This window comes from Kitasatospora sp. NPDC015120, assembly GCF_043080305.1.
Taxonomy (GTDB): Bacteria; Actinomycetota; Actinomycetes; order Streptomycetales; family Streptomycetaceae; genus Kitasatospora.
On sequence record NZ_JBIBVJ010000031.1, the window covers coordinates 1 to 15,917 of the forward strand.

The window sequence follows — 15,917 nt, forward strand, 5'->3', positions numbered from 1 at the left end:
GGACAGGTTCCCCGCACGGTCCTTGGCCTGCACGCTGAGCACGCGCCGGCCCTCGGTGGTCGGGGTGATCGACGTGGTCAGCGCCGCGGTGGCGTCGACGGTGACCGGGGTGCCGCCGTCCAGCGTGTAGACGTAGCCGACCAGGTCATCGGTCCCGGAAGGTGGTGTGAAGGTGAACGAGCCGGCCTGGTTGGCCGCACCGTGCCACAGCCCGTCCGACGGGTAGTCGGCGGAGGTGACGAACGGCGCACCCGGCTTGACCGTGTCGGCGACCAGTGGCGTCTCGGTCCAGTTGGAGCGGGCATGGGCGTCCTCGACCATCGACCAGATCGAGTACTGCACGCCCTCGTCGAGCCGGGCGATGCCGAAGTCGGACGCGCGGGCCGTCGCGATAGCGCCGTTCGGCGTGTCCTTCACGATGCTACCGAGGAGCTGACCGGCGCGCCGCAGCTCGAAGTAGACCTTGACCTGGTCGCCGTCCGCGTCGACCGCCTGCACCTGGAAACGCGGGTTGGCGTCCGAGGTGTACTTCGGAGTGCCCGGCTGCGACGGCAGCACCTCGACCGTGGCCGGGGTCGCGGGGACGGTGTTGTAGGTGATCGAGATGTACGGCGGGGCCCCGCCCTCGGCGGAGCTGAACCGCTTCCAGGAGAGGCTGCTGCTCTCGTCGGCGGCCTTCAGAGCGATGCCGTACTCGAAGTAGTGGTGGTCCGCGAAGACCTGGATCAGGTTCGTGATGTCGGCCTGCGCCCACACCGAACCGTCGGGGCGGGTGCACTGGTGGCTGTCATTGGGATCCTCGTCGAACGTGTCGTTCGACGTCGCCCGCTTCTGGCCCCACGTCGGCTGGGCGTTCCAGCGCGTCCACCAGCCCGCGCCCTGCGCGTCCCACACCTCCCACTGCTTCGGGGTGCAATGGGAGGAGTGGTAGTTGTACAGGTTGAGCTTGGCGTCCAGGATCTGCTTGCCGCTGAAGTCCGCGCTCGGGAACGTCAGGAACGACCGCGCGACGGTCGTGCCGTCGTAGCTTCCCAGCTTGAGGTCGACCGACGACGAGACGTCGCCGTTCTCATTCGTCTGCACATAGGTGTCGTACGTGGAGACGACATCGACCGGCGGGTCGATGGTGACCGGGTACTGGGTCTTCGCGTCGGCCAGGAACGCCGCGTTCGGAGTGAACACCAGTTCGGTGTCCGAGCCCTGACCGCGCACCTCCAAGGTCACCGGGGCCCGGTTGAGGTGCTCCTGCGAGGCCTGGTCGACCGCGGCGTCCCACATGACCGGCGTCGGGATCTTGACTGCCGGCTTGCCGGAGACCTTCTCCAGCAAATGGACCGAACCGTCCTGCTGGGGGGCGACGGTGAGGCCGGAGGCGTCGAGCGGGATCGTGACCGTGCCGGCCTGCGAGACAGCGGAACGGTCCTTCACGATCAGGAACTGCTCGAAGCCGGTCCGGGTCGCCTGCAGGACCAGATCGACGCCGGGGCGGGCGTCGACATAGGTCGCCTTGCTGCCCTCCACCCTGGGCTTGGGCAGCCTGCCCAGCCAGCCGAAGGACACCTGCTGGTCACCGGAACCGATCGAGACCAACGGGCGCTCGGCCGGCACCGGCCCGGCCGGGTTGGCCAAGGGCCCCGACGGGGCCGACGGCTGGTCGGCCAACGGCGCGGCGGAGGCACCCTTGGCCGAGGCGCTCCCGGGAGTCGTCGGCAGGCTGTCGCCCACCGTCACACCGGCATCCCCGCCCTCGAGAACCAGACCCTGCGGGTGCGCCTTCGGCGCCAACTTACCGTCCGGCGTCTGCACGAGAGTGCTGTCCACCGGCACCCAGGCGTCGCCGACCTTCATCCGCAGCGGCCCGGTGGAGTGCTCCGACGTCAGCGTCCCGTCCGGGTTCGCCCACAGGGTGACGAACTCGGTGCGGGCCTTGGTGACCTCGATCCGCCGCCCCTGCAGGCGGGCCGCCAGCAGGGCCGACGCCTCGTCGGGCGCCTCTGTGGAGGGCGCGGCCGGGGCGGCCGGGGGCAGCGGCGCCTCGGCGGACTGACTTGACGCCAGGGCGTCGGCGGCGACACCGGTCTGCAGCAGCAGACCGAGCGTCAGGGCTGTGGATATTCGGCGTACCCAACGCATGGAAAAGGCCCCGCCGGTGGAACCGGACGAGGCCAAAGACCGTCGTTTCATCAAATCTCTCTCTATGGGTGGCGCATGTTCAGATCGGTTCGTTCAGAACCGACTGACAACCTCCCACTCCCGCCCAACACACAGGAACTACTCAGGATGACAATCGAGTAACGAACTGCTCGCACAGCGTTACTACATGCCACTTCCTTCGCAATTGCACAGACAAAGCGTCTTTGTGCGCATCACCCCGCTTCACGAGGAGTCCTCCCGGCTCCGAGCACGGAACGCTGGTTGATGAGAGGCGGCACCCTCCCCTCTCCGCGAGCCGGTCGTCGTCTGGCGGCTGCTGCGCAGGTTCATCGGCGACAACGGATACGGCGAGGTCCGCATCAACATCAAGCGGGACGGCAGCATCCAAGTGTCCGCCGGCCGGTACCCGGGCCCCGCGTTCACCGGGGACGGGGCGCCCACGCCGCACCTGCCTACCGGCTTCGCGTATTCAACCGTCGAGTTGGCCCACCTCGTTCGGGCATTGCTACTGAACGTGACAGCCTTCTGGGTCCGACCGGGTGAGATGGGTCAGAGAGGAAGCGCCCCATCGACCAGGGCTTTTAGGTCTGCTGGCAGATCAGGTGAGTCCCGCCAGTGCTGGGCGATCAATAAGAGCGCAACCCACGAGTCACACGCCTCGCCGTTCGGCTGCCCGGAATACACCGCGTCCAGCACCGGCCTGCCGAGAGCGTTCACGACCTCGTACAGGGCATTTGCCACCTTGCTCACGTCGTCCAGGGGCGACCCGTCGGCATGAGGCGGAGCGCCGTCGAGCCGGATGGCGACCGAGGCAGCCGAGTAGGTCCTTCCATGGACGAAGTCCCGCAGGCTGACAAGTTGCTGGCGGGATGGGAGAGGCGGCTGATCAGAACATTGAGGCACAGCGTCACCCTATTCGGAACTGGAACGTGACCCACGTCCTTCTAGTCCGCTGGCCCCCGCACCGTCAACGACGGGGCCCACGGCGGTGCGGCTTGCTTGCCCGGTCGGCGATGGCCTCCGCCGAGGGCTCGAAGGGCCTCGGTACTGGTGGGCTCGCGCATTCAACTGCCGCGGGTTCCCCGAGGAGCCCAGCCCGCTGGTGACCGGGTGTGGTCGCCTGCGGCGTATCGGCTCCAGGTTCCACCGTTCTCCCGGAGGAGTCGGCTGATGGTCTTGTCGTGGTAGCCGAGGGCGTCCGCGACGACGGGGGCGGGAAGTTCGAGGAGTTGCTGCCAGATGGCGGCGCCGCGGGCGGCGGCGACCGGGATGCCGATCTCGCCCAGGAGCGCGGACAGGTGGTCGGGGCTGGCTGGCTGGCCGGCTCGGCGGCCGGGGAAGAGCCAGCGGGACGTCTGGTTGGTGGCGGTGTTCATGTTGCCGCGGTCCGCGATGTACGCCAGCAGCAGGGCCGCGACCGGCGAGGGGACGGATGAGGGGGCTCCCCGAGCCGCAGCGGTGTGGTCTCTCCGTCGTGGAGCACGTCGTCGATCGTCAGCCGGACGATCCGGGTGAGGGGTTGCGCATAGAGGAGGACGATGACCCTGGCGACGCGGAGGAGGCCGCCGGGTTCCGCGACGGCTGGCAGCGGGACTGAACCGGCGCGGTGGCCCCGCACCCGCGCGGGGCCACCGCCGCACCCACAGCCCCGCTTGGGGCTGTGTCTGGGTCGTGTAGTCCGTCTCCTGGATGCCCTATTCGAGCCGACCCGCGAGGTCCCGGGACCGCACCGCAGGCGGCGATGGTGGTCCTCCCCATACAGGCTGGGATCGCCCGCTCGGTACTGCGGCAGGCGATGAGCAGCCGCACGCCGAGTTCGGCCGGGCACCGGATCATGACCTCGGTGCGGGAGGAGCTGACACGAAGCGGCCTGCTGAGCCGAAATGAAGCGGTCTCAAGTCGCACGCTCGGACGGTGTAGTGCTTCTCACCGCGAGGAAGCACCTGCTCAAGGCAGCAGATTGATGTGGGTACACGGACGGTGACGACGGTGTCGCCGTAGTCCAGGCCGTTGGGGTCATCCGGCCGGTTCGAGAACCAGATCAGTCCAGACGGGTCGTGAGAGACCATGCGCCGGTCGGTAAGGATCGCGGCGGCGGCTTCTTTGTCGGTGCGGTGGTACAAGAGCAGGTCCACGGTCTGTCCCTTCGGCTGCGGACCCTGCGGCGCGCCATGGCCCGGCCCGGCGCGCATCGCCGGTGCCGAAGTCCGCCCGCCAGGCAAGCGCGCGGGGCGGGCCGGGCCTGCCCCGCGCCCGGGCGGCCAAGGACGTTCAGCGGTACCAGGTGCGGATGGCGGCGGCACTCTCGCGGACATCGGACTGGCCGTCGCGGATGCGGGCGGCGAGGTCGACGGCCTGCTTGGGCTCGGCGGTGACGATGACGCCTGAGGCGGCGAGGTAGGAGGCGGCGACGACGGACGCGAAGTGCTCGTTGGCGAACTCCAGCGCCGGGACGCGGATGAGCTGGTGCATGAGCGCGGCTGCCCGCTGGTGGACGCCCCCGTACACCGGCACGTCCATCACCTCGTCGACATGGCGGGCCACCGCCGCGGCGAGAGTGCCGTAGTCCGTGACATCCGGATCCGCCCGCAGGAACTGGTGGGCGACATCCAGCAGCCACGCCCGGTCGACACGAAGGATCACGCCGCGTCCGCCGTCCCCGACCGCCGCGACACGACGCCCTGCGGGTAAGGGCCGAACTCGGCCTCGAACGCCGGCCCCCACACCTGCGAGAAATGCGCCGCAGCGGTCAGGAACCGCTCACGCCGCTCGTCGGCCTCCTCCACCAGCACCTTGCGCGCGTAGTCCGGCAGGCTCATCCCCGCCGCCTCCGCCCGCTGCTCCAGGGCCTCGTGGGTCTCCTCGTCCAGGCGGACGTTCAACTGCTTCATGCAACGATCGTAGCGACGGGTACGCGACGCTACAAGGCGGCCGCGTGGCATCCGCAGCTGCAGACCGCGCTCTCTGTGCATGCGGCGGGCATCGGCGGCCAGCACGGGGCGGTATCCGGCGGGGGCGTACGAGAAGGGCGTTGGGCTGGCCGACGGCCGGGTGGGGCGGATCCGGGCCGTGGACTCGCTGCGGAGGCGACCGCAGGTACTCTCCGCGGCGAGTCCGGGCCTGGTGCTGGTCGGCCGGTCCGCTGCAACGGTGTCCGGCCTGGGTTCTCGGTGGCGCTGGGCTGCGGCCAGGAGGACCGCGACCAATGTGACGGGTGCCGGTACCAGGGGGGCCGAGTTGCGATGCCCGCGGACCGGACAGCGGTTGTCGGCCTGGAGCCGCCGTGGGTCCAGGCCGGCCCGTTGAGCTGCGGGAATGGCATAGCCGGTGCGGGTTTTTGTTGCGTCGGAATCCGGACAATCGCGCAAAAACCGTTCGGTGGCACGTGCGCCAGGGGGAAAGCCGGACACGCGTTGCCGCCGCATGCCAGCCTTGTCTCCGGGCCGACGCGCTGATCTGCGGTAATCCTGCGCGAGCTGTAGCGGTTCTTGCAGAAAGCTGGCGAATTCGCAGACACCCTTGACCGCCGGGGTTGCGGGGTGGTCGAGACTTGGCCCCCAGATCGGCGGGGGCTGCAACCTCCGCCCGGTGCTGGGTTCATCAGGGCTGCGGCTTGGGAGGGATTCGGATGGGTGTGCGGCGTGGGCGGCGCGAGGCGGGCAGCGGGGACAGTGTCGTGCCGGTGACCGTTGCTCTGCTGGTGGTGGCCGTGCTGGCGGTCTTCGTCACGCTGGCGGTGATCGGGCTGTCGACGGAGGCGATCATCGCGTTGTCGAGTGCCGCGGTGCTGACGGCCTCGGAGCTGGTGAGACGGCTGGTGGCGGCCGTCGCCGCAGGACGCCGGCGCGGGTGAGCGTGCGTCATGGGCAGGCGGAAGAAGGCCGTCGCTCCGGGAGTGGTGGCCGAGGAGCTCGCGCGGTTCCTGCAGGAGCTGAGCGCGCGTAGCGGGAAGACCTACGACCAGATGGCGGCCGCGAGCGCCGTCTCGGCGGCGACGCTGTGCCGGGCTGACTCTGGGGAACGCCGGCCACAGCTGGATGTGGTGCGGGCCTACGTCGGGGCGTGCGGAGGAAGCCCTTCCGACCTCCGGAAAGCGGAACGGCTCTGGCGGGCAACACCCGCCTCGGCGGCTGGCGGGCAGAACGCGCGGCCCGCGGCGCGGTGGCGGGATCCGGATTCGGTGACCGAGGCGCACCACCTCGGGGAACTGATGCGCGCGGCGCGGGCGCTGAGCGGCAGCCCGTCGCTGCGGGCGATCGAGGAGCGCGCGACCGCCGTGGGGCGTGTCCTGTCGCGCAGCACGCTGGGGGATGCGCTGCGCCCGGGGGCAGTGCCCACCGAGCCTGTCTTCTGCACCTTCATGGAGGTGATCGCTGGCTTCGAGGGGTCGCCCGCCGCGGGCTACGGGGCCGAGGTGTGGGAGCGGTTGTGGAGGCGCCTCCAGCACGGGCGGCGGCCTCAGGCCCGTTCAGGAGGACGTACGGCGACAGTGGGGCGGGCCCTGGAAGCGGGTGGCCCCGCCAAGGACGCGGGTGCCGCTCGCGGCCAGCGTCGGCCGCGAACGGCACCCGCGCAGGCATGGGTGCGGCCGGGGCCGGTGAAGGGTTTCAAGGACTTGCTGCACCAGCTGTATCTGGGCGCGGGGGTGCCGTCTTTGACGGACATCTCTACGGCGGCGCTCCTGGACGACGCGCTGGACTCGGCTCCCACGCGGGACAGCGTGAACAGGTTGCTGCGGTCGGCTCACCTGGGGGTTCAGCGGGACGCGGTGGCGCTGGCCGTTGTCCTGGCCAGGATGGCCCATGTGGATCCGGTGACGGCGGGTGAACAGGCGCGGGAGTTGTGGGTGCGGGCTGTCGCGGACCGGCCGTACGGGTGCGCGGTCGGGGAGGCGGATCCATTGGTGCTGGGCGTCCGGCCGGCGTTCGCGCTGCCGGGGGACGGGGAGGCGTTGCCGGCGCTGGTGCCGTACGTTCGCCGTCACCACGACCAGGCGATCGAGGGTGTTGTGCGCAGGGCCGTCGCGGGCCACAGCGGCCTGGTCGTCGCCCGTGGGCGACGGGCAGCCGGAAAAACCCGCAGTTGCTGGGAGGCCTTGTCGCTGCTTCCCAGAAGTTGGAGGCTGTGGCACCCGGCGAGTCCGTCCGACGGGGCGCGGGTCGTCGAGGGTCTGACTCAGGCCGGGCCCAGAACCGTGGTCTGGCTGGACCGCATAGACCGGTACCTGGATTCCGCCCAGTGCCGTGTTGCGGGGATGGTCCAGGCCGAGATTCTGGACGCGCTGCATGATCCGCGCCGGGCCCCGGTCCTGGTGATCGGGACCGTGTCGGCCGCGGCCAGCGTACTGACGCGCTCCGGTCCGGGGGCCGATGCCGCGGCCCGCACCCTGATCGACGACGCGGCGGTGAACGTGTCGTCCCGGTTCACCAAGGCGGAGCTGGCGAAGTTGGCGGAGCTGGCGGGGCGGGATCCGCGACTGGCCATGGCCCGCGACACCGTCCGTGGTTCGGTGCCCAGGTTCCTCGCGACGAGTCGCAACGCCTACCCGCTGCTGAAGCCCGAGTCGTTTCAGACGGCTGTCGAGCAGGGGGACACCGACACCCTGTTCATGGGCGGGGCGCTCCTTCAGCAGTCGGGGAGGTTGGAGGAGGCGGCGGCCTGGTACCAGAGGGCTGCCGAGGCGGGGGACTCCCAGGCGCTCGAGCCTGCGGCGGCTTTGTTGGCCGAGAGCGGCGAGCCGCACGAGGCGATCGCGTGGCTGCGGAGTCTCGCCGCGGCGGGCGACGCCGATGCCGCCGTCGCGGCGGCGCGGCAACTGCTGAAGACCGGTCGCGACACCGAGGCGATCGAGATTTACCAGCAGGCTGCCCAGACCGGGGGGAGCAGCCGTGCCCTGCGGGCTGCGGCGGCCCTCATGCGGCGCAACGGGCGTGCCGAGGAAGCGGTGAGGTGGCTGCGGGCCTGTGCCGCAGCGGGAAACCCGGTTGCGCTGCAGGAGGCCGCGCAGCTTCTGTGGGAGATGGGCGACCAGACCAGGGCCCTCAGGTTCTACGCGGACGCCGGGTCTGCCGGCGACTTGGAGGCCTGGCGCAATGCGGCGGAACACCTCCAGACACTCGGTCGGGACGATGAGGCGATCGTGATGTACAAGGCCGCGGTCCGCCACGGGGACCACCTGAGCGCACTGCCCCTGGCCGACCTTCTCGCGGCCCAGGGACGCGAGGAGGAGGCTCTGGCGATCTATCTCGAGGAGGCCATGACGACGAAGCCGGACCTTGAGGTGATCTGGCGCGTTGCGAACTTGTACCGGACGACCGGGCGGCCGGAGGAGGCACTCCATTGGTTCCGGAAGGCCACCACGCGGGGAGACAGGAAAGCGTTCCTGCAGATCGGGCTGATCCTGCGGGACAAGTGCGAGAGCGACGAGCGCTTCGTCGAGGATGCCGTCTCCGCACTCACGGGAGCAGCTGACGCCGGGGAGCGGCATGCCCACCGGGAGGCCGTCTGGCTGCTGCGCAAGTACCGGGACCTCGACGCAGCTGTGGCTTGGCTCCAGCGGCGCGTCGAGGCGGGCGATCGACGGGCTGTGCGGGAGATGGCCGACCTCCTGCGGGAGGCCGGGATGCCGGAGCGCGCGCTGCCTTGGTACCTGAGAGCCGCGGACGGCGGTAGCGACTACTCGGCCCAGTACGCGCTGCGTCTGCAGGCCCAGCTGCCGGCCGTGTCTGCACCGGACGTCCGTTTACGGGCCGGGCAGGGCAGAGCGACTGAAGCGACCGAAGCGACCGACGTCCGGTGATGGCCTGTGGGTCTGCCGGGCGACACGCCGGAGGCGACTGGGCGCAGGCCTGCGGGGGCTTCAGTCGCTGGCGCTCAGTCGCTCGGAGAAAGTGCAGGTCACAGGCCATGTGTTGGGTAAATCAGCGACCGAAGCGACCGAAGTTCCGGTATATGAAGACATTCCCGCGTGCGTGTGCGCGTCATAGACCCGGGCTTGAGTCGCTACAGTCGCTGCGGGCGAGCACAGAACGCCTTGACCTGCGAAAACAGGTTTCGGGAGGGGAAGAGCGACCGACCGCCATGAGTCGCTGCGTCTGGCCTCGGTCGCTTCCGAACGCCCTGGGCTGCAGGATCGCGGCGCAGCTTTTCCCGGTCGGCTACCCTATGTGGGCTATGTTCTGAGCTTGAGTCGCTTCGGTCGCTGTTTCTCCTGCAAGAGGCCTCTGACCTGCGCATATGCTGGAGCGACTCGCTCAGCGACTCAACAACCAGCAGCTACCGACCGTGGAGAGGGAGCAGCGTGACGGCGCCGAAGGCCGTGGGGAGCGACCGAGCGGGCGAAGAGCCCCGGTCGCTGACCGTCGCCCGGTGGTGCGTTGCCCAGGGCTGGCCCGTGCACCCACTGGCACCGGGCCGCAAGACCCCGCCCGCCAACTGCGCCCCCTGCCGGGAGAGCGGCCACGCCCCGGCCGGCTGCCCGTGCCGGGCCGCCGGCCGCTGGTGCCACGGCTTCCACGCCGCCACCCTCGACCAGGACCTGCTCACCGCCTGGTGGCAGGTCAACCCCGGCTTCGGCACCGCGGTCTCCTGCGGCCCTGCGCGCCTGGTCGTCATCGACGTCGACACCCACACCGAGACCGCACCCGCCCGCGACCGGATCCTGCCCGGCATCCCGATCCACGACCAGGTCCCCCTCGAGGGACTGTCCTCGGGCTATCACAGCCTGGCCCTGCTGGCTGCGCTTCGCCAGGCCCAGGACCCGGCGACCGACACCACGACCCTGCGGGTACGCACCCCTTCCGGCGGCCTGCACATCTGGTACCAGGACCACGAGAACCGCACGTTCACCTGCTCCACCGGGTCCTCCACGACCCGCTCCCTCGCTTGGCAGGTCGACGTCCGGGCCCACGGTGGCTTCATCGTCGCGCCGGGCACCGCCACCCGCGACGGCGTCTACGAAGCCCTCCCCGGTGCCAAGACACCGTCGCCGCTGCCGCAGTGGCTGAGCGACGACCTCGTGCGCACCGGCCACCTCAAGGACAAGCACGTCCCTCCGCCCGCGGCCCGTTCAGCCGTGCCGCCGCGCGCCCGGCAGGCCGTGCTGGCCGCGGGCGGAGGCCGACACAGCACCGGCCGCCTGCTCGACCCCCTGCTCCGGGACGTCGCCGACTGCGCGGTCGTCCCGGAAGGAGCAGGCTTCACCGGCAAGCTCAATCGCGCGGCCTACACCGCCGGCGGCCTCGTCGCCGGCGGCCACCTCACGCACGGCGAGGCAGAACAGGCCCTCCTCGACGCCGCGCGCGCGGCCAGGCCTGCCCAGGACCGACACGCCCAGGCCGTGATCCGCACCGGCATGAACGCTGGCGCCCGCCGACCGCTCCACCTGGAGGTGCGCGGATGAACGACATGATCCCGCAGCCCCAGGGGCACACCTTCGACCCTGCCCTGGCGGCCCGCCACATCCTGGCGACCCAAGCCGTGCCCACCGTGCCGCAGATCCCCGCCGTCCCCGACAGCCGCACCGTGGTCCAGGACAGCCTGCTCGACTACCGCCCGCAGACCAGCCCCCCGGTCCCCGCGCCCGGCGCGCAGGTTCCGGCGCCGCCCGCCGCGACAGTCCTCCAGCCGGTTGCGCCCATCGCTGCGGAGGCGACCGCGCACGGAGTGCTGCCGGACTCGCTGTCGGATCGCGGCAACGCCAAGCTCTTCGTCCACCTCTACGGCCGCGACTACCGGCACGTCCCGGGCCTGGGCTGGTACCGCTGGGCCGGATATCGCTGGCTGCCCGACGACGACGAGACCGTCCTGTGGTCGGCCGGCGAGATGGCCGAGAGCATCGCCACCCACGACCCGCGCGGCATCCACACCACCGCGGACCTGCGCCGCCACCGCCGTCGGGCACTGTCGACCTCGGGGATGACCGCCATGCTCGCGCAGGCGAAGTCCGCCCCGGGCATGGTGATGAACGCCGCCCTGCTCGACGCCGACGCCTACGCCCTGTGCACCCCGGACGGGGTCGTCGACCTGCGCACCGGAGCGATCGCCGCCCCGGACCCGGCCCGCCACCACCACTCCCGCTCCACCACCCTCGCGCCCAGCCGGATGCCGACACCGCGCTGGGACCGCTTCCTGAGCGACACCTTCGGGGACCACGCCGAAGGCCGCCAGGCTCGCGACTTCCTGCACCTGCTGCTCGGATACTCGATCAGCGGCGACGTCGGCGCCCAGGTCATGCCCTTCCTCTACGGCCAGGGCAAAAACGGCAAGAGCGTGCTGCTCGATGTCATGATCCAGCTGCTCGGCGACTACGCCGACGCTGCCCCACCCGGCTTCCTCATGGCCAAGACCTTCGACGGCCACCCCACCGACCTCGCCGAACTTCACGGCCGGCGCATCATCGTCTGCTCCGAACTCAAGCCCGGCGACCGCTTCGACGAAGCCCGCGTCAAGCTCCTGACCGGCGGCGACAAGATCAAGGCCCGCCGCATGCGCCAGGATTTCTTCAGCTTCACCCCCACCCACAAGCTCTGGCTGCTCGGCAACCACAGACCGGAGGTCGGCACCGGCGGCTTCGCGTTCTGGCGCCGCATGCGCCTGATCCCCTTCGAACGGGTCGTCCCCGAGGAACGCAAGATCGACAACCTGGCGTACGTCCTCGTTGACGAAGAAGGCCCCGGCATCCTCGCCTGGCTCATCGACGGCGCCCGCCGCTACTTCGCCGGAGAGAAGGACCTCACCGGCCCCCAGGCCGTGCAGACTGCCACCACCGCGTATGCCGAGACCGAGGACCACGTCGGCCGCTTCCTCAGCGAGGCCTGCCGCACCGGCGAAGGCATGCGCGCCGAGCAGGCTCAGCTCTACAGCGCCTACACCCGCTGGTGCGGCTTCGAAGGAGCCAACCCGGTCTCAGCCCGTGCCTTCGCCGCACGAGTACGCGAGACACTGGGTATGACCTCCCCCAAGCAGATGGTCCTGTCCAACTCGCGCAAGTTCTACCCGGGCATCGGCCTCACCACCGACGACACAGAGGAGCACACCACGTGAGCGCGCTGATCGACCCAGCCGAGCTCGCCCACGAAACCGACCTCGTCTGGCTCGAGGACACCACACGGCTCGACTACGTCCGCCAGTCCCTCGACCGGCTCACCACCCGCCGCGGCCGACCCGCTTACCACCGCGACGGCCGCATGGTCGGCTACGCCATCCTCGGCCCCGACGCCAAGTCCTCCCGAGCCTCCGGCACCTTCCGCCGCAGAGTCTTCTGGCTCCTGCCCCACGACCGCGACCAGGACCCCGACGGCCTCTACTGCACCGGAGCCCCCTCTGAAGCCGTCGACCCCCGCACTGTCGGGCCCCGTATCAAGGGCTACAAGACCGAGCGCTCCGAAGGCGGCCCCGCTTCACCCGCCATGCTCGAGCTGGGGATAACACTCCCGAAAGCCTGACGGCCGACAGCCGCCGACCCGGTCGGCAGCGCCCTGTCCGCCGTGGCGTACACCCACCTGCACCTCGCGGACGCCGACGCCACCGACGAACTCGTCGACGATGTCTTCGCCGACCTCACTGCTCACTGGGACACAATGGTGCCGTAGCTGACCACCATCGGTTCGAGCTGTTGGCGCTGTGCCACCTCGTGGCGGATGACAGCCGCGCGCCGGCATCGATCGCCGCCCTCACCGACACCCCGCCGATCGAACCGTACAGCGCACTGCTCCTCGGTGCGCTGTGCCAGCACCCTGGCGCAGCGCTGCCACCCGGCAATGCCGTACGCGCCCGTATGTCGCCCGGGCCCCGTGAAGCCGCGGTGAGCCCGAAGTTCCGGGCTCACCGCGGCTTCACGGCGCCCCCGGCGTCGTAGGGTGCTGTCTTGTGGCGCAGCTTGAGATATCGGACCTGATCACCGCAGCCGACCCGGAAAGCGGCCAGCGGCTGCCGGTATGGCGTGCCGAGGTGGTCGAGCGGCTCCGTGTTAACGGCGACGCGCGGGCGGCCCGGCTCGTCGCCGAGCTGCCCGCCGACCAGGACGGAGTGCTCGACCCGGGTGCTGTGGACCGCCTGCTGATCAGCGTGCACACCGAACTCCAGCGCCTGAGCGAGGAACTGCGGATCGGCCAACGGCTCGTCCACCTGATCGGCCCGCTTGTCACCACGATCCGGGCCGCCGGCCACGCCGGGCCGGTCCGTCTGGTCGACATCGGCTGCGGGCTCGGCTACCTGGTCCGCTGGCTGGCGGCCACCGACGCCCTCGGCCCGCACGTCGAACTGGTCGGAGTCGACCTCAACGCTGCACTGGTCGGCGAGGCGGACCGCCTGGCCCGCGCCGAGCGGCTCGGCTGCCGCTTCGTCCATGGCAACGCCTTCGCCCTGCCGGAGGCCGCCACCGTGTACATCTCCACCGGCGTGCTGCACCACTTCCCCGAGCCCGCGCTGACGGAGTTCTTCCGAGCCCAGGGCAACTCGCCCGCCATGGCATTCTGCCACTACGACATCGCCGCCACCGGCCTCGCGCCGATCGGCGCGTGGATGTTCCACCGCGCCCGGATGCGCCACCCGCTGGGCCGCCACGACGGCGTCGCCTCCGCCCGGCGGGCGCACAGCGACGAGTCCTTGCTGCAGGCCGCCTCAGCGGCATCGGGCATGCGACCGCTGCTCTACGAGCCCCGACACGCCGCCAACCCCTTCTGCACCACGCTGCGCCCGGTCCTCGGCGTCCGCCCCCACCTTGAGCCTCCCCTTCGGCAAGCCCTCGGCCGCGCCTCCCGCCGGCTCCTCGGACCCGAGCAGTTCGCGCAGGCCGCCCGATGACACCCGCACTGCCACTCGTCCTACTCGGCCTGGTCGACGCGGCGTTCAGCGGCTTTCGCGCCTACGCTGGCCGCGACGCCCGGGTCCGCAAGCACCGCGCCAACCTGCGGGCCGGGCTGCGCGGGCTGGCCGTCGGCGCCGTCCTGCTGCTCATCCCCGTCTCGACCGCCACCCTCCGGCTGCTCACCGCCGCCGACCCGAGGCACGCTTACGAGACCCTGGCCGCTGGCGGCCTCGGCTACCTGCTTCCGCTCACCGTCTACGCCACCGCCGTGTTGCTCTCGCTCGCGGCCTATTTCCTCCTGCCGTTCCGCGCCAGCACCCTCGCCATGGTCATCGGGCTCGGCCCGCTCACCCTGCTCCGCCCGCTGGCCCTGGCCGGCGCCTGCTTGGGGTCGCTCCTCAACGGCGGCGGCTGGGCCTCTCTCCTGGTCGGTGTCCTGGCGGCCGCAGCGGTGCTCGCCGTCGAACCGGCCGTGCACCGCCGCTGGTACCGTCGCATTCGCTAATGCCTGTCTGATGATTGATCATGTGGCAGGCAGAGGTGAGCTGACGGATGCGGCGTGGGAGCGGATCGAGCCGCTTCTGCCGCAGGTGGATGGGCGTGGTCGTCCGTGGCGTGATCACCGTCAGGTGGTCAACGGGGTGCTGTGGCGGCTGCGAACCGGGGCTCCGTGGCGTGATCTCCCCGAACGGTACGGCCCGTGGCAAACGGTCTACGAGCGGTTCGCCCGCTGGGAGGCGGACGGGACCTGGGCGAAGTTGCTGGAGCATGTCCAGGTCCGCGACGACGCGGTGGGCCGGGTGAAGTGGACCCTCTCGATCGACTCGACCATCAACCGGGCCCATCAGCACGCCGCGGGCGCCCGCAAGAAGGGGAGGCGGGTGGGGACAAACTGAAGATCCGGGCCGCTTGCAGGCGCGCGAGGCCCTCGGCCGGTCCCGAGGCGGGCTGACCACCAAGGTCCACCTCGCCGTCGACGGCCGAGGCCTGCCGCTCTCGATCCACCTCACCCCGGGTAACGTCAACGACGCCACCGCATTCGCCGAGGTCCTGGACGGCATCCGCATACCCAGGGCCGGGGTCGGTAGGCCGCGGACCACCCCAGAGCGGGTCCTGGCCGACAAGGCCTACTCCAGTCGCGCCATCCGGCATGCCCTGCGGCGCCGTGGCATCGCAGCCACGATCCCCGAACGCCGCGACCAGATCGCCAACCGCAAACGGCGCGGAGCTCACGGAGGCAGGCCACCCGCCTTCGACAAGACCGCCTACCGCGACCGCAACGTCGTCGAACGGTGCTTCAACCGACTCAAACAGTTCCGCGCCATCGCCAGCCGCTTCGACAAACTCGCCACCCGTTACCGGGCCGGTATCCTCTTGGCCTCTCTGATCCTCTGGCTCCGCGAACCCGCAGCGTGAGCGCGTCTCAGTGGTCACGCTGCCCGACGGCGAACACGGTCGGCGGGATCCCCAGCGCACCCAGTCTGGACAGGAGCTCTGCCTCCTGTTCCAGTGTCACGGCAATCCACAGGGAGGTGCCCGAGTCACTGGCGCTGAACACCAACTGATCCCCTCGCCGGCCTTCGGCGTTGATCGTGTGGGGAGCCAAGTCCAACAGCAGCTCGAACTGGGCGTCTTCGCGGACATCGATGTCGATACCCATCCCGGGATCGGCGCGCCGGGGGCGACAACCATCTGCCACCGCCTCCCGGGCCAGGGACAGCACGCGTTCGTATGAGTGCATCACTGCGGGCGGCCAGGCATCGTCGCTGTAGGCGTCGACATGGGCTGTGTCGATGCCAGAGCGCAGCACCCGAAGCGCCTCGCGATGAACAAGCACGACGTCCGCAGGACTCATGCCGTCCACAAGTACGAGCTCGTGGTCCGAGCCGCCATCTTGGTTGATCACACGCATGACCTTCCCACATGCAGTGCCCACGTCCCCAAGGGAAACCTG

Annotated in this window: 15 protein-coding genes; 9 read left to right on the plus strand and 6 right to left on the minus strand. The window is 70.5% G+C overall.

Features of this window, described 5'->3' with window-relative positions; genetic code table 11:
* Positions 1-2,133 (minus strand): DNRLRE domain-containing protein (locus ACF1AK_RS34385; RefSeq protein ID WP_391502756.1); only part of this gene is annotated, 2,133 nt, incomplete at its 3' end.
* A 1,085-nt stretch (positions 2,134-3,218) separates the two neighbouring features.
* Positions 3,219-3,530, minus strand: coding sequence for a hypothetical protein (locus tag ACF1AK_RS34390; protein WP_391502757.1), 312 nt, complete (start codon positions 3,528-3,530; stop codon positions 3,219-3,221).
* Positions 3,531-3,628: 98 nt separating this feature from the next.
* Between ACF1AK_RS34390 and ACF1AK_RS34395 the strand changes: the two genes are divergently transcribed.
* Positions 3,629-3,751: a hypothetical protein gene (locus ACF1AK_RS34395; protein WP_391502758.1), complete on the plus strand. Its 123-nt coding sequence runs from the start codon at positions 3,629-3,631 to the stop codon at positions 3,749-3,751.
* A gap of 235 nt (positions 3,752-3,986) precedes the next feature.
* On the opposite strand, the gene ACF1AK_RS34400 is transcribed toward ACF1AK_RS34395, so the two are convergent.
* The 3 genes from ACF1AK_RS34400 to ACF1AK_RS34410 form a co-directional block, all read right to left on the minus strand.
* Positions 3,987-4,289, minus strand: coding sequence for a hypothetical protein (locus ACF1AK_RS34400; RefSeq protein ID WP_391502759.1), 303 nt, complete (start codon positions 4,287-4,289; stop codon positions 3,987-3,989).
* A gap of 136 nt (positions 4,290-4,425) precedes the next feature.
* Positions 4,426-4,797: a fic family toxin-antitoxin system, toxin component gene (locus tag ACF1AK_RS34405; RefSeq protein WP_391502760.1), complete on the minus strand. Its 372-nt coding sequence runs from the start codon at positions 4,795-4,797 to the stop codon at positions 4,426-4,428.
* A complete protein-coding gene (locus ACF1AK_RS34410) occupies positions 4,794-5,045 on the minus strand; it encodes a plasmid mobilization protein (protein ID WP_391502761.1) in 252 nt (83 codons plus the stop codon). The genes ACF1AK_RS34405 and ACF1AK_RS34410 overlap by 4 nt, the downstream gene beginning before the upstream one ends.
* Positions 5,046-5,836: 791 nt before the next feature.
* Here ACF1AK_RS34410 and ACF1AK_RS34415 point away from each other — a divergent pair.
* From ACF1AK_RS34415 to ACF1AK_RS34450, 8 genes are all read left to right on the plus strand, one after another.
* Complete coding sequence (locus tag ACF1AK_RS34415; protein WP_391502762.1) at positions 5,837-6,007, plus strand: hypothetical protein; 171 nt, start codon at positions 5,837-5,839, stop codon at positions 6,005-6,007.
* Positions 6,008-6,052: 45 nt separating this feature from the next.
* Positions 6,053-8,953: a hypothetical protein gene (locus ACF1AK_RS34420; protein WP_391502763.1), complete on the plus strand. Its 2,901-nt coding sequence runs from the start codon at positions 6,053-6,055 to the stop codon at positions 8,951-8,953.
* A 594-nt stretch (positions 8,954-9,547) separates the two neighbouring features.
* Complete coding sequence (locus ACF1AK_RS34425) at positions 9,548-10,555, plus strand: bifunctional DNA primase/polymerase (RefSeq protein ID WP_391502764.1); 1,008 nt, start codon at positions 9,548-9,550, stop codon at positions 10,553-10,555.
* Positions 10,552-12,198, plus strand: coding sequence for a phage/plasmid primase, P4 family (locus ACF1AK_RS34430; protein ID WP_391502765.1), 1,647 nt, complete (start codon positions 10,552-10,554; stop codon positions 12,196-12,198). The genes ACF1AK_RS34425 and ACF1AK_RS34430 overlap by 4 nt, the downstream gene beginning before the upstream one ends.
* On the plus strand, positions 12,195-12,599 hold the full coding sequence (locus ACF1AK_RS34435; protein ID WP_391502766.1) for a DUF6009 family protein: 405 nt from the start codon (positions 12,195-12,197) through the stop codon (positions 12,597-12,599). Before ACF1AK_RS34430 ends, ACF1AK_RS34435 begins: the two co-directional genes overlap by 4 nt.
* A gap of 424 nt (positions 12,600-13,023) precedes the next feature.
* Positions 13,024-13,959, plus strand: coding sequence for a class I SAM-dependent methyltransferase (locus tag ACF1AK_RS34440; RefSeq protein WP_391502767.1), 936 nt, complete (start codon positions 13,024-13,026; stop codon positions 13,957-13,959).
* Positions 13,956-14,468, plus strand: a complete 513-nt coding sequence (locus ACF1AK_RS34445) for a hypothetical protein (RefSeq protein WP_391502768.1) — start codon at positions 13,956-13,958, stop codon at positions 14,466-14,468. Before ACF1AK_RS34440 ends, ACF1AK_RS34445 begins: the two co-directional genes overlap by 4 nt.
* A 22-nt stretch (positions 14,469-14,490) precedes the next feature.
* Positions 14,491-15,379 (plus strand): IS5 family transposase gene (locus ACF1AK_RS34450; protein WP_391502821.1). Its coding sequence is split into 2 segments (ribosomal slippage): positions 14,491-14,852 and positions 14,851-15,379, totalling 891 coding nucleotides; the frame shifts between segments, so codons are not numbered across the junction.
* A gap of 7 nt (positions 15,380-15,386) precedes the next feature.
* On the opposite strand, the gene ACF1AK_RS34455 is transcribed toward ACF1AK_RS34450, so the two are convergent.
* Positions 15,387-15,875 (minus strand): hypothetical protein, encoded by a 489-nt coding sequence (locus tag ACF1AK_RS34455; protein WP_391502769.1) that lies wholly within the window; start codon positions 15,873-15,875, stop codon positions 15,387-15,389.
* Between the last annotated feature and the right edge of the window lie 42 nt (positions 15,876-15,917).